The sequence below is a fragment of the Geovibrio thiophilus genome (genome assembly GCF_004087915.1).
Taxonomy (GTDB): Bacteria; Chrysiogenota; Deferribacteres; order Deferribacterales; family Geovibrionaceae; genus Geovibrio; species Geovibrio thiophilus.
On record NZ_CP035108.1, the window covers coordinates 1296128 to 1321081 of the forward strand.

Annotated in this window: 25 protein-coding genes and 1 tRNA gene; 9 read left to right on the forward strand and 17 right to left on the reverse strand. The window is 48.0% G+C overall.

Annotation, left to right across the window (positions count from 1 at the left end; all coding sequences use genetic code 11):
* Positions 1-131 precede the first annotated feature (131 nt).
* Positions 132-536, reverse strand: coding sequence for a ClpXP protease specificity-enhancing factor SspB (locus EP073_RS06120; protein ID WP_128466284.1), 405 nt, complete (start codon positions 534-536; stop codon positions 132-134).
* Positions 537-584: 48 nt separating this feature from the next.
* Positions 585-1271 carry a 3'-5' exonuclease gene (locus EP073_RS06125; RefSeq protein ID WP_128466285.1) on the reverse strand — a complete coding sequence of 229 codons (687 nt, stop codon included), beginning with the start codon at positions 1269-1271 and terminating at the stop codon, positions 585-587.
* Positions 1272-1426: 155 nt separating this feature from the next.
* Between EP073_RS06125 and EP073_RS06130 the strand changes: the two genes are divergently transcribed.
* On the forward strand, positions 1427-2752 hold the full coding sequence (locus EP073_RS06130; RefSeq protein ID WP_128466286.1) for an MATE family efflux transporter: 1326 nt from the start codon (positions 1427-1429) through the stop codon (positions 2750-2752).
* Here EP073_RS06130 and EP073_RS06135 read toward each other — a convergent pair.
* The gene (locus tag EP073_RS06135) at positions 2749-3636 is read right to left on the reverse strand and encodes an ABC transporter ATP-binding protein (RefSeq protein WP_241654052.1); all 888 of its coding nucleotides are present in this window, start codon (positions 3634-3636) and stop codon (positions 2749-2751) included. The two genes, EP073_RS06130 and EP073_RS06135, sit on opposite strands and share 4 nt — an antisense overlap.
* Positions 3637-4206: 570 nt before the next feature.
* Between EP073_RS06135 and dnaG the strand changes: the two genes are divergently transcribed.
* The 6 genes from dnaG (at position 4207) to EP073_RS06165 (ending at position 10230) form a co-directional block, all read left to right on the forward strand.
* Entirely contained in the window at positions 4207-5910 is a 1704-nt protein-coding gene (gene dnaG, locus EP073_RS06140; RefSeq protein ID WP_128466288.1) for a DNA primase, read from the forward strand.
* A 5-nt stretch (positions 5911-5915) separates the two neighbouring features.
* Positions 5916-7856 (forward strand): RNA polymerase sigma factor RpoD, encoded by a 1941-nt coding sequence (gene rpoD, locus EP073_RS06145; protein WP_128466289.1) that lies wholly within the window; start codon positions 5916-5918, stop codon positions 7854-7856.
* Positions 7857-7914: 58 nt separating this feature from the next.
* Positions 7915-7988, forward strand: a tRNA-Ile gene (locus EP073_RS06150).
* A 19-nt stretch (positions 7989-8007) separates the two neighbouring features.
* A complete protein-coding gene (locus EP073_RS06155; protein WP_128466290.1) occupies positions 8008-9108 on the forward strand; it encodes a Nif3-like dinuclear metal center hexameric protein in 1101 nt (366 codons plus the stop codon).
* A gap of 3 nt (positions 9109-9111) precedes the next feature.
* Complete coding sequence (locus EP073_RS06160; RefSeq protein WP_128466291.1) at positions 9112-9822, forward strand: zinc ribbon domain-containing protein; 711 nt, start codon at positions 9112-9114, stop codon at positions 9820-9822.
* Between the two features lie 3 nt (positions 9823-9825).
* Positions 9826-10230 carry a ribonuclease HI family protein gene (locus EP073_RS06165; protein WP_128466292.1) on the forward strand — a complete coding sequence of 135 codons (405 nt, stop codon included), beginning with the start codon at positions 9826-9828 and terminating at the stop codon, positions 10228-10230.
* 137 nt (positions 10231-10367) lie between these two features.
* On the opposite strand, the gene EP073_RS06170 is transcribed toward EP073_RS06165, so the two are convergent.
* From EP073_RS06170 to EP073_RS06180, 3 genes are read right to left on the reverse strand one after another with little or no spacing between them, the layout of a single operon-like run.
* A complete protein-coding gene (locus EP073_RS06170) occupies positions 10368-11126 on the reverse strand; it encodes an amino acid ABC transporter ATP-binding protein (protein WP_128467772.1) in 759 nt (252 codons plus the stop codon).
* A 29-nt stretch (positions 11127-11155) separates the two neighbouring features.
* Positions 11156-11803 carry an amino acid ABC transporter permease gene (locus EP073_RS06175; protein WP_128466293.1) on the reverse strand — a complete coding sequence of 216 codons (648 nt, stop codon included), beginning with the start codon at positions 11801-11803 and terminating at the stop codon, positions 11156-11158.
* A gap of 29 nt (positions 11804-11832) precedes the next feature.
* Positions 11833-12597: an ABC transporter substrate-binding protein gene (locus EP073_RS06180; protein WP_128466294.1), complete on the reverse strand. Its 765-nt coding sequence runs from the start codon at positions 12595-12597 to the stop codon at positions 11833-11835.
* Positions 12598-12843: 246 nt separating this feature from the next.
* Here EP073_RS06180 and EP073_RS06185 point away from each other — a divergent pair, with 246 nt between their 5' ends.
* Together EP073_RS06185 and EP073_RS06190 are read left to right on the forward strand one after the other, a co-directional pair.
* On the forward strand, positions 12844-15645 hold the full coding sequence (locus tag EP073_RS06185; protein WP_128466295.1) for a tetratricopeptide repeat protein: 2802 nt from the start codon (positions 12844-12846) through the stop codon (positions 15643-15645).
* Complete coding sequence (locus EP073_RS06190) at positions 15632-16147, forward strand: hypothetical protein (RefSeq protein WP_128466296.1); 516 nt, start codon at positions 15632-15634, stop codon at positions 16145-16147. The genes EP073_RS06185 and EP073_RS06190 overlap by 14 nt, the downstream gene beginning before the upstream one ends.
* Here EP073_RS06190 and rsmI read toward each other — a convergent pair.
* The 11 genes from rsmI to EP073_RS06245 are packed head-to-tail and all read right to left on the reverse strand — an operon-like array spanning position 16118 to position 24883.
* Complete coding sequence (gene rsmI / locus EP073_RS06195; RefSeq protein WP_128466297.1) at positions 16118-16939, reverse strand: 16S rRNA (cytidine(1402)-2'-O)-methyltransferase; 822 nt, start codon at positions 16937-16939, stop codon at positions 16118-16120. The genes EP073_RS06190 and rsmI overlap by 30 nt on opposite strands.
* Positions 16929-17315 carry a DUF2914 domain-containing protein gene (locus EP073_RS06200; RefSeq protein ID WP_128466298.1) on the reverse strand — a complete coding sequence of 129 codons (387 nt, stop codon included), beginning with the start codon at positions 17313-17315 and terminating at the stop codon, positions 16929-16931. The genes rsmI and EP073_RS06200 overlap by 11 nt, the downstream gene beginning before the upstream one ends.
* Positions 17316-17331: 16 nt before the next feature.
* Positions 17332-18294, reverse strand: a complete 963-nt coding sequence (gene trxB, locus EP073_RS06205) for a thioredoxin-disulfide reductase (RefSeq protein ID WP_128466299.1) — start codon at positions 18292-18294, stop codon at positions 17332-17334.
* Positions 18295-18828 carry a TlpA family protein disulfide reductase gene (locus EP073_RS06210; RefSeq protein WP_128466300.1) on the reverse strand — a complete coding sequence of 178 codons (534 nt, stop codon included), beginning with the start codon at positions 18826-18828 and terminating at the stop codon, positions 18295-18297.
* Positions 18829-18830: 2 nt separating this feature from the next.
* Positions 18831-19667: a carboxylating nicotinate-nucleotide diphosphorylase gene (nadC, locus tag EP073_RS06215; protein ID WP_128466301.1), complete on the reverse strand. Its 837-nt coding sequence runs from the start codon at positions 19665-19667 to the stop codon at positions 18831-18833.
* On the reverse strand, positions 19661-22282 hold the full coding sequence (locus EP073_RS06220; protein ID WP_128466302.1) for a valine--tRNA ligase: 2622 nt from the start codon (positions 22280-22282) through the stop codon (positions 19661-19663). The genes nadC and EP073_RS06220 overlap by 7 nt, the downstream gene beginning before the upstream one ends.
* An 18-nt stretch (positions 22283-22300) precedes the next feature.
* Positions 22301-22579: a hypothetical protein gene (locus tag EP073_RS06225; protein WP_128466303.1), complete on the reverse strand. Its 279-nt coding sequence runs from the start codon at positions 22577-22579 to the stop codon at positions 22301-22303.
* A complete protein-coding gene (locus tag EP073_RS06230; protein WP_128466304.1) occupies positions 22551-22784 on the reverse strand; it encodes a hypothetical protein in 234 nt (77 codons plus the stop codon). The genes EP073_RS06225 and EP073_RS06230 overlap by 29 nt, the downstream gene beginning before the upstream one ends.
* A 2-nt stretch (positions 22785-22786) precedes the next feature.
* Positions 22787-23203 carry a tRNA (adenosine(37)-N6)-threonylcarbamoyltransferase complex ATPase subunit type 1 TsaE gene (tsaE, locus tag EP073_RS06235; RefSeq protein WP_128466305.1) on the reverse strand — a complete coding sequence of 139 codons (417 nt, stop codon included), beginning with the start codon at positions 23201-23203 and terminating at the stop codon, positions 22787-22789.
* The gene (locus EP073_RS06240) at positions 23187-24695 is read right to left on the reverse strand and encodes an NAD(P)H-hydrate dehydratase (protein ID WP_128466306.1); all 1509 of its coding nucleotides are present in this window, start codon (positions 24693-24695) and stop codon (positions 23187-23189) included. Before EP073_RS06240 ends, tsaE begins: the two co-directional genes overlap by 17 nt.
* Before the next feature lie 2 nt (positions 24696-24697).
* Positions 24698-24883: a Trm112 family protein gene (locus EP073_RS06245; RefSeq protein ID WP_128466307.1), complete on the reverse strand. Its 186-nt coding sequence runs from the start codon at positions 24881-24883 to the stop codon at positions 24698-24700.
* Positions 24884-24954 lie beyond the last annotated feature (71 nt).

Here is a 24954-nt window from a genome sequence, read left to right on the forward strand (position 1 = left end):
GTTTGAGTCATTGCGAACTCCGCAGGAGTGAAGCAATCTCTCTGTATACTCAGAGACTGCTTCGTCGCTTCGACTCCTCGCAGTGACATAGTAATGCGTCATTCTGAACCTTGTAATGGCAAAGCAGCTGTTTACTTCTTCTTTCCGAAGTCGTGTCTTATTATTTTGCCTTCCTGATGAGTGTTGTTTTCCTCTTTGGGCTGTTCGGTTTTTTTCTCGGGAACGCGGAAATTTACGATGAACTCAGGAGAGACAGGGTCGTTGAATACTGCCGCTACGGCTTCGTACGGGATGAAAACCTCCTCCCATCTGCCGGAGAATTTCATTGTGACGGATATGAAGCTGTCCTCCATTCTGAAATCACGGTATGACTGCGGACCGAAAACAAGAACAATACCTCTTGTTTTTTCCTCATCCACCAGACCGCGCCTGCCTATAACCACGCCCGGATGCGGCGATATGTGCATGAAGAACTTGAGATAGTTCGCCGTAACGCTTCCGATAAGCTCTTTTTTGAAGGGTATAATTGAATCCATACTGATTTTATAGCAGGAAAATGAGTTTTTACAAACCGGATTTTCTGCTTATGTCAGCAGGCTTTTCTGACAGTCCACAAGCTCGCGGATTGTGTTGTAGTGTTCGTTTGCCTGAAAGATCATCTTAGTGAAAACTTCCGCAGTGGCAAGAGCGTCCCCGAGGGCGGTGTGTCTTCCGTTACACTTGACATTGTACACGTCAAAAAGGTGATCCAGCGTGAGATGATCCTCCTTCTTGATGATAGCACGGGAGTAGATAAGCATTGTATCCAGCCACTGGTTGTGAAGCTGGCAGCCGAAGCAGCTGTTAAGTTCTTTGTTGATCATCTTTATGTCAAAGTTGATGTGGTGACCTACAATTACCGATGAGCCGACAAACTTCATGAAATCAGGCAGAATCTCCTCCACCTTCGGCTTGTCCCGCACCATTTCATCGGTGATGTTGTGCCATTTCACTGATTCCGGCGGTATGACCATTTCAGGGTTGATAAACGTGTTGTAAAAGTCGATTATTTTAAAGTTCTGCACCTTAACGGCGGCTATATTGATCACCCTTGCCTTGGTGAGGTCAAGACCTGTGGTTTCCGTATCGACCACAGAGAAAACGGCTTCCTCTATCTTTTCGCCCATAACGGAATGATTCTTTGCCGCTTCACACATTTTATTAACATAAATAGCAATGGGGTCTTTCGGTTTATTTTCAACGTTCTTCCTGCCGAACAGCTTAGTTATCATTTTTCACCGGAGGCGTTTTTCTGGTTTATGAACATTTGTAATTTATAACACAATTTCATTTCGATGTTATTCTAAATATATTTTTTCCCTTTTTCAAGCTTCTGTTTTTGGTTTATACTGTTTTTTACAATTGTTTACAGAAAAAAAGGTGCTTTTTGTCGGATTCTTCTTTCAGTAAAAGGATATGGACGGTTCTTAAAATATCCTTTCCTGCCGCTATGTATAATCTTCTCGGTATGGTTCAGTCCCTTGTGGATATGCTTTTCGTGGGGCGTATTTCGTCCCTGAGCGTTGCCGCTGTCGGTGTGAGCATGCAGTACGTGGGCATGCTGTACGCTTTTATGTCGCTCTTTTATGTGGGTACGAATGCCCTTGTCTCCCGTTTTTTCGGTGCGAAGGAGCCGGAGAAGGCAGGGCTTGTCAGTTATAACATGTTTGTGCTGGCGCTCGGTTTTTCCGTGCCGCTGTTTATTATGGGCTATTTCAAATCCCATGTATTGTTTCATATTCTCGGTATGAGCGCTGAGATAGAGGCTATAGGTTCGGTTTATATGAAAATATACTCCTTCTCTATCCCTATTCTGTTTGCCCAAGGGGTGCTCTACAGCAGCCTGAACGCATACGGTAAAACAAAAATACCTTTTTATATAGGTATTTTCGGCAATATAGTCAATTTTCTGCTGGACTATGCCCTTATCTTCGGCGCATGGGGTTTTCCTGCTCTCGGTGTGGCGGGCGTTGCCTATGCCACTGTAATCGCAAGGATTCTGGAATTTTTTATCTACGCTTATCTGTGCTTCATCAGAAAGGAGATCGATTTCGTAATGCGTTTTTCCGGCGATCTGCTCCGCAGGGCGCTCAAAGTGGGCTTTCCCACTTGGATGGAGAGGATGATGACCTTTCCTACATATATCGTGCTCTCCGCTCTGGTGGCGAGATACGGAACAGAGGCACTCGCCGGTTATCAGATTGGTCTGCGGATAGAGGGCATTGCCTTTATGCCCGGTGTCGGCTTCATAGTGGCTACAATGGCGCTCACCGGCAGGCATCTTGGGGCAGGTGAACCGGAAGAGGCTGAGAAGGATGCCATGGCTGCGACAGTTGCCGCCTGTGCGTTTATGGGCGCTGTGGGGCTTATGATGTTCCTGTTCCCTGTACCCTTGGCACGGATGTTTACCACGGACGCGCCCACTGTGGAATCCGCGGCGGAATACCTGCGGATAATGGGCTTAAGCCAGATTCCGCTGGGAATCTTTTTCGTGATGAGCGGCGCGCTGAGAGGGGCGGGAGACACAAGAACGACATTCATTGTGAACACCGCCTGCATATGGCTTCTGCGTGTTCTGCCCGCAGCCGTGATGGTGTGGATGGGCATTGCGCTTTTCTGGGTTTATCTGGTCGCTGCGCTGGAAAGCGCTGTGAGAGCCGGGCTATTGGTCAGGGTCTTCCTGCGGGGCAAGTGGAAAAGCATTGCGGTTTAGAGCGGGTTATGGCAGGCGAAGGGGCGGTTTTCCGTCAGCTTTGGCTTTTCAGTGAGGCATTTATCAATCCTGTTGAAACAGCGTTTATGAAAAACGCATGAGTTGTCATACTCTTCCGTGTTTTTATCAATCACGCCCGGAATGGAGTAGAGCTGTTCATTCTTCTCCTCCAGAGTGGGCAGGCATTTTTTCAGGCTGAAGGTGTACGGATGGCGGATTCTGTTTTCTCTCAGGTTTTCCGAGTCTGTTTTTTCCATTATTTCGCCTGCGTAAAGGATTACGCATCTGTGAGAGATTGCCTGCATCAGCGAGAGATCGTGAGTTATGAATATGATGGACAGGTGCTTCTCTTTGTTGAGCTTGAGGAGAAGATCTATAATCTGCTTCTGTATGGTGACATCAAGCGCTGTTGTGGGCTCGTCGGCAATTAGCAGCTCGGGGTTGCTGGCAAGGGCGATGGCTATCATCGCTCTCTGGTTCATCCCGCCGGAAAGCTGGTGCGGATAACTTTCAAGCCTTTCCGAGGGATAATCTATCTCAACCTCTCTGAGAAGCTGTTCGGCTTTTCTGCGTGCTTCCGCCTTGCCGATGCTTTTGTCCGCAGCACGGATCGCCTCTGTTATCTGTGTGCCGATCTTCATGACGGGGTTGAGGGAGGCGGTGGGGTTCTGGAAAATCATTGAGACATTTTTGCCCCGCACTGAGCGGAAGTCTTTCTCGGTTTCGAGAGGCTTTCCCTCAAAAATGATTTCGCCGGAAAGCTTCCGTACCGGACGGCTGAGAAGCCCCAGAACAGTTTTGGCGAGAATCGTTTTGCCGGAGCCTGATTCGCCGCCGATTCCGAGGATTTCTCCTTTCTGAACACTGAGGGAAACATCACGCAAAATATGTATGGTTTTTCCGGAATTTTTTATTCCGATATTGAGACCGTTTATAAAAAGCATGTTAAAATATATTTGAAATAGGATCCTTTGTCTATATTATATAAAGTATGAAGATATTCATTCATCTGCCGATAATTACTTCTTCCTGCTTTCCCAGATTCGTTTGAGATGATAAAGGTTCATGTTCATGTCGTATTTGTTCGGCATCGGCAGTATCCGACAGGATGTGCGGATTTAAGTTATTAACATTCCCAAGGACGGGAATGCGCCGTGCGAAGCGAAGCCGAACTTGTTTCGGCGCGAGCGTGTACTTAAATCCGACAGGATGTGCGGATTTAAGTTATTAACATTCCCAAGGACGGGAATGCGCCGTGCGAAGCGAAGCCGAACTTGTTTCGGCGCGAGCGTGTACTTAAATCCGACAGGATGTGCGGATTTAAGTTATTAACATTCCCAAGGACGGGAATGCGCCGTGCGAAGCGAAGCCGAACTTGTTTCGGCGCGAGCGTGTACTTAAATCCGACAGGATGTGCGGATTTAAGTTATTAAATTAAGAGGTATATTCTATATATGAAAATTCCCGATACGGTTGTCGAAGAGGTTCTGAGTTCAGCGGACATTGTCGACATTGTCGGAGAGGCTGTTCAGCTTAAAAAAACCGGAAACAGCTATAAAGGTCTCTGCCCGTTCCACGGGGAGAAGACTCCGTCGTTCAACGTTAATCCGGAGAAAAACCTGTTTTACTGCTTCGGCTGCGGGGCAGGGGGGAACGCCATAACATTTGTTTCCCGTTTTCATAACCTGAGCTTCACGGATGCGGTTATGTTCCTTGCAGAGCGCTATGGTATAAGTGTGGCTACAGGCAAAGACGATTCCAAGCGCAGCGGCATAATCGGTCTGCATGAGGATATTCTGCTGGAAACAAAGCGCAGGCTGCTCTCCGCCGAAGGAAAAGAGGCGAGGGAATACATCACCTCCCGCAAATTTCCCGATGCAATAGTGGAGGAGTTCGGTCTGGGCTACTTTCCGCTCCGTCTGGACACTGAACCTTACCTCAAGAGGTACGGCAAGGATGTTCTCTTGGCGTCGGGTCTTTTTGTTGAGGGGCAGTACGGCGTGCGGATGCGTTTTTTCAACAGATTATCCTTCCCTATAAGGAGTATAACAGGAAAGGTCGTGGGCTTCTCCGGGCGTTCCATGGACGGCTCCATGCCGAAATATATGAACTCTCCTGAGACTGAGGCGTTCAGAAAGAGAGAAATTCTCTACAACTTTGACAAGGCGAAGGACAAGATAAAAAAAACCGAAACCTGCATAATCACAGAAGGCTACTTTGATGTGATGCGAATGGTGGAAAAGGGCTACGGAAACTCAGTGGCGACTATGGGAACTGCGCTCACCAAGGAGCATGTGGATCAGCTTAAACGCTATGCTCAGGAGATTGTGCTCCTGTTTGACGGTGATGAGGCAGGCTTCAAGGCGGCTCTTAAAACGCTGGACATTTTTCTTGAGTCCAATTTTTTCCCCTACGCCGTCTTTCTCCCCAAGGGGGAAGACCCCGACACGTTTCTTTTGCAGAAGGGCGCGAAGGAATTTGAAAAGCTTCTGGACGCAAAGAAGGATCTGTTTTTGTACACCGTGGATCTGCTTAGAGCGAAGTCCAGCGACTTTAACAGAAAGCTCATACATTTAGGCAGAATTAAAGAGAAACTGATGCGGATAAAGGATCCGTACCGGAAATCACATTACCTTGAAGCTGTCGCGAAGCGCTTTGAAGTTGACCCTGACATTATGAAAAAAGATGTTGATCTTTCTCTTGCCAAAACTAACTTAAAGAAGACCAATTCAGCAGGACTGAATTATATATGCGAGAGGCATTACCTCTCAAGCCTGTTCCAGCTTCCCGAAGACTTGGGGCAGAGACTTGCCGAAGGTGTCGCCGAGTCCTATTTTCACGATCCGGTGGCGCGAAAAATTTTTAAGAAACTAGTTGAAGTTTTTAATGAAGGTGGTAGTATCGAGATTCTTGTCAATGATCCCGAAGTGGGTGAGGATATTGCTGAAATGCGTATCCAGCAAGAGTCTCAGGAAGATTATTACCGTTCCGCAATGGAAAACAGGGGTAAGATCATCAGCAACGCAATGCCTGCTTTCAAAAAAAACATGACTAAAAAAATATCCGAAGCGACCTCGTTTGAAGAGAAGATGGAACTGCTCCGTCTTCAGAACAGTGTCGTTCGGAACGAAGTTATTGATAAGAAATCGGAGGTTTAGGGTAGATGTCGAAAAAGATTAAGACCCCGGAAGTTAAACAGATTATCGCACTGGGGAAAGAGAAGGGATTTCTCACTTTTGACGAGATAAACGACATCCTTCCGGAAGAGATGAGTTCGGCAGAGTTCATTGACGAAATACTCATGCTTCTGGCTCAGCTTAAGATCGATGTTATAGATTCCAAATCCAAGAACAGCAGCCTTCTTTCCGCAGATGATGAAGATGATGAAGCCGATGAGGATGATGAGGTTCTGTCTGCGCTGAAATCCGGCGTTGAGGACACTATGAGCACGGATGATCCCGTGCGCCTTTACCTTAAGGAGATGGGCAACATTCCGCTTCTTAACAGGGAAGAGGAGATTCAGGTCGCAAGGGAAATAGAAGACGGACAAAGCAAGGTAATCAGAAGCGTTCTGCTTTTCCCCACCACCGCCAAGAAGATCATGGAGATAGCCGAGGCGATAAATGACGGCTCCATGAGGCTGAAAGACATAGTGGATGTGGACGACGAACTTGACTTTGAATCCGGTGAAATAGACTTTGATGATGCCGAGCACGAAGCTGAAGCAGAGCACGAAGAGGCTGAGGAAGACAGCTTCAGTGACGCTGAAGAGGGCGCCGAGGAAAAAACCGAGGAAGCCGCCCCCCAGAAGACTGTTGCCGAAGCCGTTGAAGAGATAGAGAGAGCCAAAAGCGCGGCAGCGGAAGCTGCCGAAGACAGGGAAGCGCAGATGCGCGCTCAGTTTGTCTGCATTTTTGAGGATATAACCCAGAAGCTCAAAGAGAACATTGACCTTGCCGCCAGAATCAAGGACGGTTCGATCAATGTGGAAGACATGATCGATGTCAACAGACACAGGCAGTCTACCGTGGATGAAATCACGGAAAAGCTCCTTGAGATCAAGGTCAACTACTCCAAAATATGCCAGATTGCAAACGATATAAGAGAGATGTACTCCAGAGTCATCGACTCTCAGAGCGATATACGCAAGCTGCTCAAGCTTATGAAGATCACCGCCTCCAAGGACCCTCTTGAGATTACCGATGAGGAGATCACAAAAGCATGTGAGGAAACCGGCAAATCCGCCGGAGAGAAAGAGCTTGTCGTCAAAAAATTCTCCAAGGCGCGTGACACTCTTCTTAAGGAATACAAGAAACTCGGCTGCGACAAACAGGAGCTTGAACTCATATACGAAGGGCTTCTTCTCGGCGAGAGAGAGACAGAGAACGCGAAAAGCAAGCTTATAGAGGCTAACCTGCGTCTTGTTGTTTCTATCGCCAAAAAATACACAAACAGAGGCTTGCAGTTCCTTGACCTTATTCAGGAAGGGAACATAGGGCTTATGAAGGCTGTTGAGAAGTTCGAGTATAAACGAGGCTACAAGTTCTCCACATACGCCACGTGGTGGATTCGTCAGGCTATCACAAGGGCAATAGCGGATCAGGCGCGCACCATCCGTATCCCCGTGCATATGATAGAGACCATAAACAAGATGATGAAGATCACCCGCCAGCTCCAGCAGGATTACGGCAGGGAGCCCACCCCCGAGGAAATATCCAAGAAGATGGATATACCCGTGGAAAAGATCAAAAAGGTTATGAAGATAGCCAAGGAACCCGTCTCTCTGGAAACGCCCATAGGCGAGGATGAGGACAGCAGCCTTGGTGACTTTATCGAAGACAAGAGCGCCACAAACCCCGCAGACGAGGTCATGTACCTGAAGCTGCGTGAACATACCAAGCAGATACTCAATACACTGTCACAGCGCGAGGCAAACGTTCTCAAGCTGCGTTTCGGCATCGACTGCGAGTCCGACCACACCCTTGAGGAAGTGGGCAAGCAGTTCAGTGTAACCCGTGAGCGTATCAGGCAGATTGAGGCTAAAGCTTTAAGAAAACTGCGTCATCCTACCAGAAGCAGAATTCTTAAAACTTTTGTAGAATAGCTCTTGACAAAGCTTTAATATTTAAGTAAAACAACCTTCTCGTTTTTAACGGGATAAAGGGCCAATAGCTCAGTTGGCTAGAGCCTCCGGCTCATAACCGGGAGGTCCTAGGTTCGATTCCTAGTTGGCCCATTTTTTTCTAAATAAAATTATGAGCAGCAGCATAAAAAACGTAATCGCTTTTCTTGAAAAAAATGCAGTGTGTCAGTCCAGACAGTATTCTTGGGATAATTCCGGACTGCAAATCTGCCTCAGTCCGGAGACGGAGACCCGAAGGGCAGCTCTGGCGCTGGATCCCAGCGAAGGGGCGATAAACAAAGCAATTGATGCGGGGTGTGAGTTACTTATTACTCATCACCCCCTTTTTTTTGACAAACTTAAAAGCATAAATTCCTCAAACGCACTGGGGCGCAAAATCATAAAAGCGGTTCAGGCAAACCTCAGCATCATTTCATACCACACTTCCGCAGACCTTGCGGACTTCAGTTTAAATGACTATCTGGCAGAAAAACTCGGCGCGTCAGTAAGAGGCGGTCTCGTGAAGGAAGGGAAGGAAAACTGGTATAAGTTCGCGGTTTTTGTTCCCAAAGGGCATGAGGAAGCGGTGCGTGACGCCATAGACAGAGCCGGAGCCGGAATCATCGGCAATTACTCAAAGGTGACATTCAATATTGAAGGTACGGGAACCTTCCTCCCTATGGAGGGCGCAAACCCGTTCATAGGTAAAAAGGACGAGCTGGAAAGGGTTGAGGAGTTCCGCATCGAAACTGTGGTTACGGCTCCTAATCTCAGCAGGCTCATAGAGGAAGTCAAAAAGGTTCATCCTTATGAAGAGGTCGCCTACGATGTTTATAAAATGGAAATAGGCACGGAATTTTCTCTCGGCAGGAGCTGCTCCTTCGGGCATGAATTTACTCTGGGCGAATTTCTGGAAATTGTCAGAACCAAGCTCGGCTGTGAATCGGTTCGCTATAACGGCTTCCCCCTTGACACGAAATTTACCGGTTTCGGCATAATAACAGGCAGCGGCGCCTCCATGTGGAAGCAGAGCGGCGTTAAGCTTCTCCTCACGGGGGATATGAAGCACCACGAAGCGCTGGACGCATACGAAGCAGGTGTGTGCCTTGTGGACGCGGGTCACTTTGAGACAGAGAGATGCTACATGGAGCATCTGGCGGAAAGGATAAACAAAGAATTAGGCATAGAAACAGTAATTATTGAAGAGAGTTCTCCAATAAAATATATGAGGTGATCAATGCTCCAAGAAGTGGAACAGCTTATTGAACTGCAAAAGCTGGACAACAGAATTGCCGAACTGGAAACGAAGGTTTCTCAGGTTCCGGGCTTTCTTAAAGATGTGAGGAACGAATTTGAAAGTGTCAGTACCGAGTGCGAAACGGTAAAAACCAAGCATCTGGCGGACACGGAGGTTCTCAGGAAACTCACAAAAGAATGCGCAGAGAACAAGGCGCTGCTGGACAAGGCGCAGTCAAAACTTCCTAATGTTAAAAACAACAAGGAATATGAAGCCGTTCTTAAAGAGCTTGATATACTGAAAAAGAACGTCAACGAGGGTGAATACAGGATTCTGGAGCTTCAGGATACGGTGAATGCCTCACAGAAAAAGGTTGAGGAGCTTGAGACCAAAGAGATCGAGCTCAAGGCAAGCCTTGAGGAAAAAGAAACACAGAAAAGCGAAGAAGACTCCGAAGCAAACACCGAACTCACCGAGCTCAAAACCAAAAGGGAAGAAGCTCAGACGGTGGTTAAAAAATCAATTATATCCAAATACGAAAGAGTAAGACACGCCAGAAACAACCTCGCCATAGTCAGAGTAACCGATGAAATCTGCACAGGATGTTATATCAAAGTTCCCCCCCAGCTTTATGTTGAAGTGAAAAAAGGCAAGGCTCTTCACCAGTGTCCCAACTGCCAGCGTTTTCTTTATGCGCTTAATGATGATTAGTCAATGATGCTTAAGGTTTTTTCCGACGGAGCCTCAAGGGGAAACCCCGGCGAGGCAGGCTGCGGATTTGTTATTCTGAACGGAGAAGGCGCAGTTCTTGAAGAGGGCTGCCTCTACATAGGTCATGCCACAAACAATGTCGCTGAGTACAAAGCTGTGCTGGAAGCCGCCCGCAGAGCCAAGTTGATGAATCCCTCCGAGATAAATTTTTATCTGGATTCCGAGCTGATTGTCAAGCAGATGAAAGGCGAATACAAGGTGAAGAACGAAACTCTGGGTCTGATACGCCTTGAGCTGATTAAAACCATTCAGGGAACAAAATTTTCTTTTAACCATGTACCGAGAGAGCAGAACAAACTGGCGGACAGACTTGCGAACAAAGCCATAGATGATAAGGTTATGGCGTAATTTTATCCGTAATATCAGAATGTTTAATATTTATTGATTTTTTTTATAATGAGCATATATTAGTTATATGCCGCTGATTGTTCAAACCGGCGGCGGTTTAAAAGGCAGAAGTGACGCTTGCTTCTGCCTTTTTGTTTTTATGACCGGAAGCCGTTGATAAAAGTTCCTAGAAATTGTTTTGTTCTTTCTTCGTCGGGTTCCGCAAATATCTTTTCCGGCTTTCCCTGTTCGACTATTTTCCCTTCCGCTATGAACACCACTCTGTCCGCAACACGTCTGGCGAAGTCCATTTCATGGGTGACTACTATCATGGTCATGCCTTCTTTTGCCAAGTCCTCCATGGTCTTGAGAACTTCGCCGACAAGCTCCGGATCAAGGGCTGAGGTTGCTTCGTCAAAAAGCATTATATCAGGCTCCATGGCAAGGGCACGGGCTATTGCCACCCTCTGCTTCTGCCCGCCGGAGAGTGTTTTCGGATATGCGTCCCGTTTTTCCAGCATGCCGACCTTTTCCAGAATCTCTTCCGCTGCTTTTTCAGCCTGTTTTCTGGGCTTTTTCAGCACATGCACCGGAGCCTCAATCACGTTTTCAAGCACTGTCATATGCGGAAAAAGGTTGAACTGCTGAAAAACCATGCCCACCTTTGTGCGGATGCGGTTTAAATGCCTTTGAAATTCCTTGCGCCGCATTCCTTTGACATTAAGGAGATTCCCCTCAATAAAAATCTCTCCTTCTGTGGGTTCTTCCAGATAATTTACGCATCTCAGCAGGGTGCTTTTGCCGGAGCCGCTGGGACCTATTACCGCCACAACCTCACTTTTTGCCACACTTATGTCTATGCCTTGCAGCACTTCATTCTCACCGAAGTATTTATGCAGATTTTGCATCTGCACCATTATCTGTTCCGTCATCCGTGCCCTCCTTTTCAGTAAGCCATTCTTTTTTCCACACGCCCAAGCACGAGGCTTGTCGCCGTGGTGAGCACCGCATACAGGAACGCCGCCATAAGATACATCTCAAACGGCTTGTAGGTTGAGCCTATGAGCCGCTGGGCGGTGAGTGTGAGCTCAACGAGAGTGATGGTGGACACCAGTGAGGTGTCCTTGATGAGAATAATAAAATTATTCCCCAGCGAAGGCAGAGCGATACGCATAGCCTGCGGGAGTATTATCCTGCGCATGGCGAGTCTGGATGACATGCCGAGGCTTCGGGAGGCCTCCATCTGTCCTGATGGAACAGATATTATGCCGCCCCTTATCGCCTCAGCGTTGTAAGCGCCTATGTTAAGCGCAAGCCCCAGAACCCCTGAGAAAAAAGAGCCCAGATCGATGCCGAGCTGCGGCAGACCGAAATAAATGAGGAAAAGCTGAACAAGGAGCGGAGTCGAGCGGATGATCCAGATGTAAAAACCCGCCGCGCTTCTCAGAAGAGGATTTTTGGAAAGTTTGAGAAGCGCGGCTGATATTCCGAAAATGAACCCCAGAATCAGGGCGAATACTGATATTTTCAGTGTCAGAACCGCTCCCTGAAGCAGAAAGGGAAAGTAATGCACCATTATTCCCCAGTCAAGCATAAGAGGCTCCCTCAGGTTTCAGGTGTTTATTATCTGGCATCGATGCCCAGCCATTTCATGCTTATTTTTTCGTACGTGCCGTCGTTCTTCATGTCTGCCAGTGCTTTGTTTACGGCATTTTTCAGTTTCGGGTTGCCCTTGAGCATGGCTATTCCCATTCTTTCCTCATAAAGCAGCCCGCCTACAAGCTTAAGGGGCGCATTTTTATCTCTTATCGCCATAGCGCCGACTATTTTATCCGTCACAAAAGCATCTATCCTGCCTGTGGCGGTTTCGAGGATCATATCCGGCACGCCTTTATAAGTTTTTATTTCAGCACCCTTTATGTTTTCCCGCACCCACTGCTCATATGTTGTGCCAAGGGTTACGCCGATTTTTTTACCGTCCAGATCGGCAGAGGAACCTATGTCAGAGCTGTTTCCGGCGAATATCTGCGCCCCGCTTCTGTAATACGGGTCTGAGAAGTCGATTGACTTAAGTCTTTGTTCTGTTATTGCCATGCTTCCGCAGATCAGATCATATTTGGAGGCGATGAGCCCTGCTATTATTCCGTCCCACGCGGTGGTTACAGGTTTGCCTGTAACGCCGATCCGCTCAGCTACCGCCTTGCCTATTTCCACGTCAAAGCCTGTTACTGTGTTTTTGTCGTCAACAAAATTGAAAGGAGGGTACTGACCGGTGAGAGAGAAGGTCAGCTCGCCCTTCTTTTTCACATCATCAAGCCCTTCGGCAAACGACGCAGCGGCGGTGAGGAGCAGCAGCCCCGTAACGATAAATGCGGTAAGTTTCTTCATTGCTTTCTCCTGATATTTGAATTTGCTTCTGAATCAATTGATGTCTCTATGATTTATATATGAAATATATATACTTAAAGATAACACGCATATGGAGCGTCTTCAATATTAATGTTGCGCAAATTTTAAAAGTGAAGCAGGTTATGAAAAATCTGATTTAATAAAAAAGAATTAATATTTAAAAAAAACGGACGATTTCAATGACAGCGCCATAAGTGTGTTTATGGGCAAGTATGATTACAGGAAATGAATATAAGTGCAGCCAGAGCAGTGCTGAAGCTTTACAGTCCGTACCTTGCGGGATTTTTTCTTTTCCTTGTTCTTGCAGTGATTTCCTGCTCCGAAGAGGAGCGGATAAAGCTGATTGAAGACAACTTCACCGACAGTCAGCCAATCTCCGGCGTCGCCGTGGCAGAGCAGGATCAGGGTATAGAGGAAGGGAACAATCTCTTTTTGCAGGGGAACTTTGAACAGGCCATAGCCAAATATGAGGAAGGTCTGAAAATCAACCGTTCCGTTGCGTTCTATAATATGGGTGTGAGCTATTATCTGCTTGGTGATATTGATAAAAGTGAAGAATATTTCAGAAAGTCCATTGAAGAAGACCCCAAATTTACCGAAGGGTATATAAACCTTGCCGTCGTTCTTCTTCAAACCGGCAAGCTGGACGAGGCGGAACTCTACATGGCAGAGCTCCTCAAGGACAGGGCATCGGGCAAGCTTCTTGTGAATATGGCTAATATTTACCTTAGAAAAGGCGAGACCGCACGCGCCACGGTTCTGTATGAGGAAGCTCTCAAAAAGGACGGAAAATCAAGGTTTGTCATGTCAAACTACGCCTACTTTCTTCTCAGCATAGGCGAGTTTGAAAGCGGCATTAAAATAATAGAGGGTCTGGAATATAAAAATTATACGGACTATTTCAACCTTGGCACCGCTTATTTCAGAACGGACGATTACCGAACTTCCGTTGCCAATCTGCATCTGGCAGAAAAATTTAACCCGACCGAAGAGGTTTATGAGCTCCTTGCCAGAAACTTTTACATGCTTAAAAGCTACGCAGAGGAAGCCGCTGCCCTGAAAAAACTCACCGACATGAATAAGGACAGGGATTACAGGCACAGGTACGCCACAGCGCTTTTCAAAAGCGGGTCACTGAACACCGCCCACGAGGTAATGACCGGACTTCTCGCGGAATACCCGCAGGAGACCGCATACTATATAACCGACTACAACATACTTCTTGCCTTGGGCGAGTACAGACAGGCGGGAGAGCTTATTCTCGCCGGTTTCAGGGCAATTAATGATGACGCTCTGATGTATATGTACGCCAAGCACTCGCTGGTTTATGAAAACAAGGGAGAAGAGGTGCGCAGGCTTGTGTTTTCCCGCGCCCCGTCACCTTACGTGAGTCTGGCGAGTGCCATGTACCACATATACTCCGGAAGCATGCTTCCCGCGCAGAAGCTTCTGGATCAGGTTCCGCCCGAAACAGACAACGATTACTACGTCTACCGTGCCTATATAATGATGAAATACCGAAACTATAACGATGCCATTCGTGTCGGCGACCTCATAGACGATTTCAAGCCTGAGTATTTCTGGTATAAAACGGTGAACCTCTGGAACACGAAGAAGCTTACCGAGCTTAAGGTGCACTTAAACGATGCTCTCACCCGGGATCTGCGTATAAGCAGGCATCCGCAGATAGCGCTGCATCTTGATCCGGTGCTTGACGACATGAATTTTTCATACAGATTCAACGGGGACTTTGAGGACATTCTCTCCACCGTGCTTTACCCGCTGCTCATAGAGCCGGACGAGATGCTGAGTTTCGTTGCTCTCGGCTACAAGCTGCTTCAGCAGGATGATAAGCTTCTCGCCCTTGAGGAGCTGCAAAAATCTGTTCGGTTCTCAGAGGGCATAGCTCAAAACAACAAAGGGGTTACCCTGTTCCTTGCGTATGCCTATCAGGATGCCCTGCGTGAATTCACTCAGGCAAACACCCTTCTCGGCAACAATCCGTACACCCTTTACAATATAGGGCTGGTGAACCTCGCCATGGGCAGACCGGAGCAGGCGGAGAAGTTTTTCGACAATTCCATCCTCCAGAACCGCTACAATTTTCCCGCTTATCTAGCCAAGGCAGTCTGCATGAAGATGAGGGGGGACGCTAACGGAGCCTATCAGGAATACAACCTTGTGCGTGACCGCGCGGAGGATGTCAGGGACGACAGGGAGAAGGTTCCCAATATTATCTACTACACCAAATATCTTGCGGATATGGGTGTCGGTGACTACAGAAGAGTGATAGAGGATATAGGCAAACGCAAGCCGGAAGACGGCTTCCTCAGGGCTCTGCTCACTCTTTCCGAATATCTCAGCGGGCAGGGAGCGGACAGGCTGGAAGATCTCAGGAGCGACAGGATTTTCCGCGGAACAAGCCTGCGGGATTTGCTGGCTCTTCTGGAGAACAAAGAGCCTGTGCAGAATCCGGATACGATCACAGACAGATTTTACAAGTTTATGCGTGCCTATCTTCAGGTTAAAAAGTCTAAACAGCTCACAGGCATCGATGATGACGACTATATTAATGATAATGTCATACTCAAGGAGCTTTTCTACTATCAGGTATACATGGGCGACAGCAGAAGGGCGCTTTATTACCTGCAAAGGCTCAACAATGTGGATTTCAGGTATCCGGAGCTCTACAAGGCTTCGCTTTACTATTTTATATGGCTTGAGGACTTCGTGAACGCCGAGGCGTCTTTCTCCGCCCTTGAGAATCTGGGTTATCAGGACAGGTATTTCGACTACTATAAAATGCTGTACTTTCTGCTGAACTACCATGACCAGAGGCTGATGAACCATATTAACAACTATATGACGAAATACCCCGATGATTTCAGAGGTGCCGCTATAAGGTTGATGGTTGCGCTGAAAAGTGATAATATCCGCATGGTCTACAACGAAATGGGAGAGCTGGAAGCCAAGAGCGGGAACTTCCTGCTGAAACTCCCGCTGGAGCTCGAAATTGACGGTTTATAGAGTCGGAACCTCTGCTGTTGTGCTTTCTTTTCTTCTGATAGTGTCGTCTGTTATTTTTTCTGTTTCACATGTTTTCAGCGGAATGAACGGGGCAAAATGGGTCATTGCCGCTATTGTGGTCGGTTTTACACTGTTCAACTTTATATCGCTGTATTTCAGGCGGCTTGAGGTTGAGGATGATGAGGTGCGCCTCTTCACCGTATACGGCAGAAAATCCATAAAGCTCAGCGCCCTTGAGGAGATAGGCGTAATACTGCTGAAAATGCGGGCTATCCTTATCCTTTCGGATGCAGAAAAGTTTGTTTTCGTATCATCATATTTCAGAAATTTTGCTGAATTTACCGAACTGGTTAAATCGAATGTGAATGCGGAGCTTCAGGGAAATATTGCGAAGCTTGATAATAAGCTCATCAGAAAAAAACAGATAACCTTCATGGCTCTGCTTGCCGTGCTGAATATATTTCTTGTGGGTTCAGCGGTTTATAATTTCGTTAATGGCTGAGTAGGCTGCGTTTCTTTTAACACCCAAGGCTTTCAGAACAGTCAGGCAGTCCTTGGCGGACAGCCCCTCCTTTATCAGGGTTTCCGCCAGTTCCCTGAAATCCTCTTTCTCTTCCTTTTCTTCCTCTCTGCGGTTGTTTACCACCAGAACAAACTCACCCTTCAGCATGAGGGCGTTTATATCCTCTTCGGTGCTTATCAGGAGGGTTTCCTCGTGGAGTTTGCTTATCTCCCTGCTGAGTGAGACAGGGACGGGGAAATTATCAATGAGGAGCTTAAGAGTTTCAGCAACCCTGTGAGGGGATTCATAGAAGACAATGAGGCTGTTTATCGTTTTGAGTTTTTCAATTTCACCCTTCTTTTCAGACAGCTTATGGGGCAAAAAACCGTGAAAGTAGAAATCAGAGGTGTCAAATCCGGAGAGAGTGAGCGCAGGAACAAACGCAGTCGCCCCGGGCAGAGCCTCAAACTGTATATTCGCTTCACGCAGGGCGGCGCTGAGGTACATTCCCGGGTCTGATATACAGGGGGAGCCCGCTTCGCTGATAACGGCGATTTTTTTACCCTCGCCGAGCAGTTCCATAACACGGTGAATGGTTTTTTTCTCGTTATCCTTGTGGAATGATTCGATTTTAACCTTGATTTCAAGGTGGCTGAGAAGTTTAAGAGCTGTTCTGGTGTCTTCGGCGAAGACAATATCCGCCGCGCGCAGGGCGGCAACAGCCCGTATTGTTATATCGCCCAGATTACCCACGGGTGTGGGGACAAAGCTGAGAAGAGGGTTACTGCTCATTAACCTTAAAGTCTACAGAGTCTATAAGCTGACCGCTCTGGGCGTATATCTCCACTTTCCACTCCCCTGTTTTATCGGGGCTGATGGTTTTGGAGCTGTATGTTCTCCATTTCGGGGAGCCAATGAAGAGCTTGACTTCCGCCTCAATGTTTTTTTCATGTATCCAGATGTGGGTTATTTCGGTGGGGTACTCATCCGTCTGGATTTCGGTAAAGCAGTAGATGTCCTGCATGCCGCCGCCGACGGTGCTCACATTGTCCGCAGGCTCTTTGTTTTCTATGCCTGTGGTCACAACTATTCTGCTGACTTTTGTCTGCGCATGAGCCAGATTCGTCATAAGTAAAACCGCAAGGAAAACAAGAAACGCCTTTTTCATATGTCAACTCCGTATATTATTGTTCAAATACTTCGCCGATGTATTTTCCGGCTGCCTTGGCGGCTACCGAGCCGTCAGCCACTGCCGTTGTGATCTGCCTTAGGGGTTTCCAGCGCACATCGCCTGCGGCAAAAATGCCCGGAACGCTGGTTTCGGTGGTTTCATCCGCCACTATAAAGCCGCTTTCGTCAAGCTTGATAAGATCTTTGACAAGTTCTGTATCCGCCGTCTGACCTATGAAAACGAAGATGCCCGCTACCTCAAGCTCTGATTCTTCGCCTGTTTTCAGGTTTTTCAGAGATACTGAGCTCACTTTCTGGTCGCCGTTCACCGCTGTTACCACAGTATCCCATATGAAGCTCATTTTTTCATGTTTGAGTGCTCTGTCCTGATATATTTTTGCCGCGCGCAGCTTGTCCCTGCGATGGATTATGGTTACTTTGCTGGCGAATTTCGTAAGGTACAGACCTTCCTCAACGGCAGAATCGCCGCCGCCGATTACGGCAATTTCCTTGTCTTTGTAGAAGGAGCCGTCACAGGTGGCGCAGAAAGACACACCGCGCCCAAAAAATCTGTTTTCACCTGTTACATCAAGCCTTTTCCAGTGTGCGCCGAGACAGAGAATAAGAGCTTTAGCCTTTATCTGAAAGGAGAGGTTTTTTATTGTAAGGTATTTATAGTCACCCTTAACTTCTATGTTCTGACATTCCGCAGCGCGGATCACAACGCCGAATTTTTCCGCATGGGCGTACATTTTCTCGCTTAAATCAGCTCCCATGAGCCCTTCAGGAAACCCCGGATAGTTTTCCACAAATTCGGTGGTTGCGACCTGACCGCCGGGGAACTGCTTTTCGAGCAAAAGGGTACTGAGATTGTCTCTGGCTGCGTACATCGCAGCGGTAAGACCCGCAGGACCCGCGCCGAGAATCACTACGTCATATTCTTCCTTAATATCCTGAAAGTTGAAAAAGTCCTGCATTTATACTCCTTTAAGTATGCGAATAATCTTATCCACGGAGGGAACTTTATCTTGGTAAAGTATTGTGTTGTTCCTGTCCATCAGAAAAAAATGAGGCCAGCTCCGAACACCGAAGTAGCCTGACAATAGTTCAGTATTACTCAAATAGATGCTATTTTCAAGGATTTTATACTTATTCCGTCCGAGTAGTTTTTTGACCGATTCGGGCGTCTGCTCAACATCCGTGACCACAATCAGCTTCATGTAGCCTGCCTGCTCAATCAGTTTCAGTTCAGGAACCGCCTTCATTATCAGGTTAGGATATATATTGCTGGTGAAGAAGGTTTTTGTGTTGAGGAACACAAGCATGACCGGTATTCCTATTTCATCTGTAGTGAAAGTTTGCCCTTCAAGGGTCCGAAACTCCAGCTTTTCCGCCTTATAACCTTCCGGCAGAGCTTCATTAAACCTGCTCTGCCAGAGTGTATAGAAGGCAAGGGCGATTATGCCGAAAACCAGAATACTTTTACCGTCGAAGAAGCGAGCCTTTTTCAAATCTAACCCCGCATTTTAAGGCTTATGTCGACTCCTGTCGCCTGATGGGTGAGGGCGCCTATGGAAACATAGTCCACATCCACGTCTCTGAGCTGTTTCAGAAACTCAAGGGTTACGCCGCCCGATACCTCAATTTTTGCTCTTTTATCAATGACTCTGACAGCTTCCTGAATTGCCGGAATGTCAAAGTTATCAAGCATTATTATGTCCGCTCCGGCTTCCACTGCCTCTTCAACCTCCTTGAGGTTACGGGTTTCCACCTCCACCTTTACGGTGGTGGGAATGAACCGGCGAACGTTTTTAACGGCTCCCGTGATGCTGCCCGCAGCGTCCACATGGTTGTCCTTAAGCATTACGCCGTCGAAGAGACCGAGCCTGTGGTTCCAGCCGCCGCCTGTCTTGACGGCGTATTTCTCTATCCTGCGCCAGCCCGGAGTTGTTTTGCGGGTGTCGAGTATTTTAATTTTGGAATCTCCCAGAGCTTCAACGTATTTTGCCGTGTTGGTGGCAACCCCTGAAAGCCTCTGGAGGAAGTTAAGCGAAGTTCTTTCACCCGTGAGAATCGAGCTTGCCGGTCCGGTGACCTGACCGATTATACGGCGTTCCGTAATGCGGTCGCCGTCTTTTACGGAGAACTCCACCTTCACTTCGTGATCAAGCATGAAATAAACCTCCTGCGCAACCTTGGTTCCGCAGATGATGCAGTTTTCCTTGGCTATGAAGTTAAAAGTCGCCTGAGATTTGAAGGACTCAAACGCTCCCGCCGTGAGGTCGCCTGTTCCTATGTCCTCATCGAGGGCAAGCTGTATGAGCCTTCTGGTGTATCCGTTTATCAGCATTGGCTTTTCAGTCTCCTGAGGTTTTCTTCTATCTTAGCGGCAAGGGTTGAGACCTCTTCAAATTTCTTTTTGTCTTTTTCAATGATCTCAGGTGCAGCATTGGCGAGATACTTCTCGTTTTTCAGCTTGCCGCCGTACACATTGAGATCTTTTTCCACCGCTTTCTGCTCTTTCTCAAGTTTTTTGATCTCTGCCTCCACATCTATAAGACCCTGAAGGGGAACATAGACAGTGAAACTGCCGGCAATGTTCGCTACGGAGTCGGCGGGTTCCGCATCGGTGAAGTCCATGCTCTCAAGCCTTGCGAGGTTTATTACCCTGTCTTTGGCGTGGGTGAAGAGCTCTTTTGTCTTGGCGCTGTCTGTTTTTACCCATGCCTTAAGCTGCTTGGACATGGAAACATTATATTCGCCCCGCACGTTTCGGATAAGGCTCACAAGCTCAATAACTGCGTCCGTCTCCTCCATTTCCGTCTGCCATGTGAAGTCCGGCTCGGGATAGGTTTCAGCCATTACTGACTGTCTGCCTGTGAGCATTTTATAGATATACTCCGTCACAAAGGGCATGAACGGATGAAGGATAATCAGAGATTTTTCAAGAACGTAAGCCGCCACTGCCATTGCGTCCGCTTTGGTCTCCTCATTGTAGATTCTGGGCTTGATGAACTCTATGTACCAGTCGCAGAACTTATGCCAGAAGAAGCTGTATATGCTCAGCGCTCCTTCGTTGAAGTCGTATTTCTTGATGGCTTCGGCTGTCTGCTCCGCTGTTTTGCGGAGGTTCATGAGAATCCATTTATCTTCAATTTTCAGCCTGTCCGCAGGGGGCAGGGGAGCGCCATCCTCAAAATTCATCATGATGAACCTTGAGGCGTTCCATATCTTGTTCACAAAGTTTCTGTAACCGTCTATGCGCTCTTCGGACATTTTTATATCACGCCCCTGAGCGGCAAACGCGGCGAGAGTGAAGCGGAAGGAATCCGCTCCGAATTTATCTATCATCACCAAGGGATCTATTACGTTCCCCTTTGATTTGCTCATTTTCTGCCCGTGCTGATCACGCACGAGGGCATGGAGATAAACCTCTTTAAAAGGCTTTTCATCCATGAACTTATACCCGTCCATTATCATCCTTGCCACCCAGAAGAACAGGATGTCGAACCCTGTAACAAGGCAGGAGGTAGGGTAGAATTTTTCCAGTGTTTTGGTTTTTTCCGGCCAGCCCATGGTTGAAAAAGGCCAGAGGGCGGAGGAGAACCATGTATCCAGAACGTCAGGATCCTGAGTGAGGCTGGCGCTGCCGCATTTCGGGCATGTGTCGGGGTCTTCCGTCTCTACTATAATCTCTCCGCATCCTGCGCAGTACCACGCGGGAATTCTGTGCCCCCACCATATCTGGCGGCTGATGCACCAGTCACGGATGTTGTACATCCATTCGTAGTATGTGTTTTTCCATGATTCGGGGTAGATTTTAATGTCGCCCGTTTCCACGCCCTCAATGGCTTTTTCCGCCAGAGGCTTTATCTTCACGAACCACTGTTTGGAGATTGTGGGTTCAACAATTGTAGTGCATCTCTGGCAGTGACCGACGCTGTGCATGTGAGCATCTTTTTTTACGAAGAGACCGAGCCTGTCCAGCTCATCAATGACCTGCTTTCTGGCGACGAACCTGTCCAGCCCTGCGAACTGCCCGCCGTTGGCGTTTATTTTGCCGCTTTCGTCCATTACCTTGACAGCAGGAAGGTCATGCCTTCTGCCTATTTCAAAGTCGTTGGGATCGTGAGCGGGGGTAACTTTCAGGCAGCCTGTTCCCATTTCCATATCAACGTATTCATCGCCGATTACGGGTATCTCACGGTTCATCAGGGGCAGGATAACGGTTTTGCCTATGAGGTGTCTGTATCTTTCATCTTCCGGATGAACGGCAACTGCTGTATCACCCAGCATTGTTTCAGGTCTGGTTGTGGCTACTGTGAGTTTTATATCGCTGTCTTTGACAGGGTAAAGGATCTGATAGAAGGCGCCTTCGGTGTCTTCGTGCTCAACCTCAAGGTCGCTGAGGGCGGTATGGCATCTGGGGCACCAGTTTACAATATAGTCCGAGCGGTAGATCAGCCCTTCCTTATACAGAGTCACAAATACCTTGCGGACTGCGGCGCTGAGCCCTTCGTCCATTGTGAAGCGCTCACGCTCCCAGTCGCAGGAACAGCCGAGGCGTTTAAGCTGGTTTATGATTGTTCCGCCTGATTCCGTACGCCATTTCCATACTCTTTCTATGAAAGCGTCACGCCCGAGGGCGTGCCTGTCTGTTCCTTCGGCAGCGAGCTGTTTTTCCACCACATTCTGTGTGGCGATCCCTGCGTGATCCGTTCCGGGCATCCATAGGGCTTCAAAACCCGCAAGACGGTGATAGCGGATGAGAATATCCTGCAAAGTATTGTTCAGCGCATGCCCCATGTGAAGCGAGCCTGTGACGTTTGGCGGAGGTATTACTATGGAATAGGCGGGTTTTCCGGAATTTTCATTCGCATGAAACCTGTTATCCTTTATCCATTCCGCGTAAATGTCTGCTTCAAATTCCTTCGGGTCGATTCGCGTGGGTATTTCTTTCGGCATTATTCTCAGCTCCGTATATTATGAAAATTTTGATTTATCAATTTCTCTGTCTATAGCTGTGTTGACCTTGGCGTTTATGTCCGCCATGAGCTTTTCCAGCGCTTTCAGTCTTCTTTTGTTCAATGCTTTTTCATCGTCTGATAATGCCTCATCGTCGAGTATCCGGTAAGTGTGCTCAATCTCCTGAATAATCAGGTTCAGATCCTCCAGACCGTTTTTAACGATGAGTATTTTGTTTACATCCTCTTCAGAGAGGTTTCCGGATCTGTTAATGCGGGTACCCTTTGGGTTTGTCATCGTCATCTATCAGCGCGTCAAGATCATCAGGGGTTATGCTGTCCCACTCAAGCTCGCCTTCCGGAATTATGCGGTCGAAAAGCTCGCCGCAGAACTGGCATTCGTAATGATATATAGTCCATATCATGTTGTCTATGGCGACTTCTGTCGGCTCAAGCTCTTCAAGTTTCTGGTCCCCGCAGTAGGGGCAGTATTTGGGTATCATATCTATTCCTTTATTAGCAGCTCTCTCTTATCGCCGCCGAGATTTTTTATATCAATTATTACAAAACTTTCAAGCTCATCTTCCAGCTTGAACTTTTCCGCCCACTCAATAAACTTGGTCGCCTTTTCATCCATGGTTTCAAAAAAGCCGATTGTTTCCAGTTCCTCAAAGTGGTTGAGCCTGTAAAGGTCAAAGTGAAGAATATCCGTTTCGCCTCTGTATCTCTGCATCAGGGTAAAAGTGGGGCTTGAGCCCTCCTCTCTGCAACCGGAGGCTTGTGCGAACGCTTTTACGAAGGTTGTTTTGCCCGCCCCCAGATTTCCGTTGAGGAGAACAGTCTTTCCTGTGAGCTCGTTTATAAGGCTTTTTGCCGTTTCTGCGGTTTCTTCGGGGGATGATGTGCTAATCTTCAAGTTCACCTATCACCGCTCCGATTTCGTTTATCACATCCGTGGTCATAACGCTTCTTTCGCTACTGCCTTCGGATGCTCTGCGGGCAGCGGCGCCGAGGATGTAGCAGCCTAGAACAGCCGCCTCCGCCGGTTCGTATCCTTGGGAAATGAAGCCTGTTATCAGCCCAGTCAGGCAGTCTCCGCTGCCGCCTTTGGCGAGTGCGGGGGAGCCGCTTATATTTATGAAGGTCATTCTTTCGGGAGTCGCTATTATCGTATCTGCGCTTTTCAGCACAAGCACAATACCGTACTGAGCGGCGAATGTGCGGGCGAGGTTCAGCCTGTCTGCCTGAACTTCCTCAACGGAAAGCCCTGTCATGCGGGCAAATTCTCCTATGTGCGGTGTCAGCACCGCATGTCCTTTGAGTGTCTGGAGCGTTTCCTTGTCAAGGTGATACAGCCCGTCCGCATCGATCACGGCAGGAAGTGTGCTTTTGGACAGTATCTCACGGACGAATGCGCCCGTGCCGTCCTTTCTTCCTATTCCGGGTCCGATGGCGAGAGCGCTTTTTCCTTCGAGGAAATCTGCCGCTTCCTCCGCTCCTTCGGCTTTGAAGTGGTCTTCTATCCCCACGGGGAAGCTCATTATCTCAAGGGCTCCGACCTCCGCTGTGTAGTTCAGTCCTGCCGGTATCATGCAGGTTACAAGCCCTGCGCCCGCCGCGGAGCAGGAGATTGACGCCATAACGGCGGCGCCTGTTTTTCCTGCGGAACCTCCGGCGATCACCGCGTGTCCGTAGGTTCCCTTGTGGGAGTCGGTTTCACGTTTGCTCAGACGGGGAAGGAGAGCTTCGGTAACAAGATAAAGCCTGTCTGCCACGGCTTCCACATTGAAATCAGGTATGGATATGTCTGTCACAGCCACTTCGCCGCAGAATTTTTTGGCGGGGTACATACAGTGGGGTATTTTCGGGCGGCAGAATGTCACTGTGGCGTCAGCGTCAACGCATATGCCGTTTACATTATGGGAACTGCCGGAAAGCCCGCTTGGTATATCTATTGAAAGCACGAAGTTTGATGTTTCGTTGATTGATTCGATAAGTTCGGCGTAAAAGCCTGTGACTTCGCCTTTGAATCCTGTGCCGAAGATGGCGTCAACTGTTATGTCGTATGAATCGAAAAGGGGAGCCTCATCCTCAAGCTCTATAACGCTTACGGGGAATTTCAGCAGAATATCGTAGTTCAGCTTTGCGTCGCCTTTGAGTTTTTCAGGCTGACAGACAAATACATCTACAATGCAGCCAGCATTCGCCAGACGTCGGGCGAGGGCGAAGCCGTCTCCGCCGTTGTTGCCGGAGCCCGCGGCTATGGCTATCCTGTCCTTGGGGATCTCAAGGGAGCTGATGTAGTCAAAAACGGCAGCAGCGGCATTTTCCATCAATACGGCAGAGGGAATCCCCGTTTCCTGAATGGTGAGTCTGTCCGCCTCAGACATGGAGGCGGAATTAAGAATTTCCATGATTAATACTCTTCCGTGTTTTCAACCTGCTTGGCTTCGTCAATAAGCATAACGGGAATGTCGTCCTTTATCTCGTAAACGAGCCTGCATGCGTCACAGACTATCGCTTTGCCGTTTTTGGATACTCTCACGCCTGTTTTGCATTTGGGGCATGCCAGCACTTCTATAAGTTCGGGTTTTAAAGCCATTTTTGCGCTCCGGATACAGTTTGAGTTAATGTAAGATATTATAGCAACAAATACAAGAAGGGAAATTGATT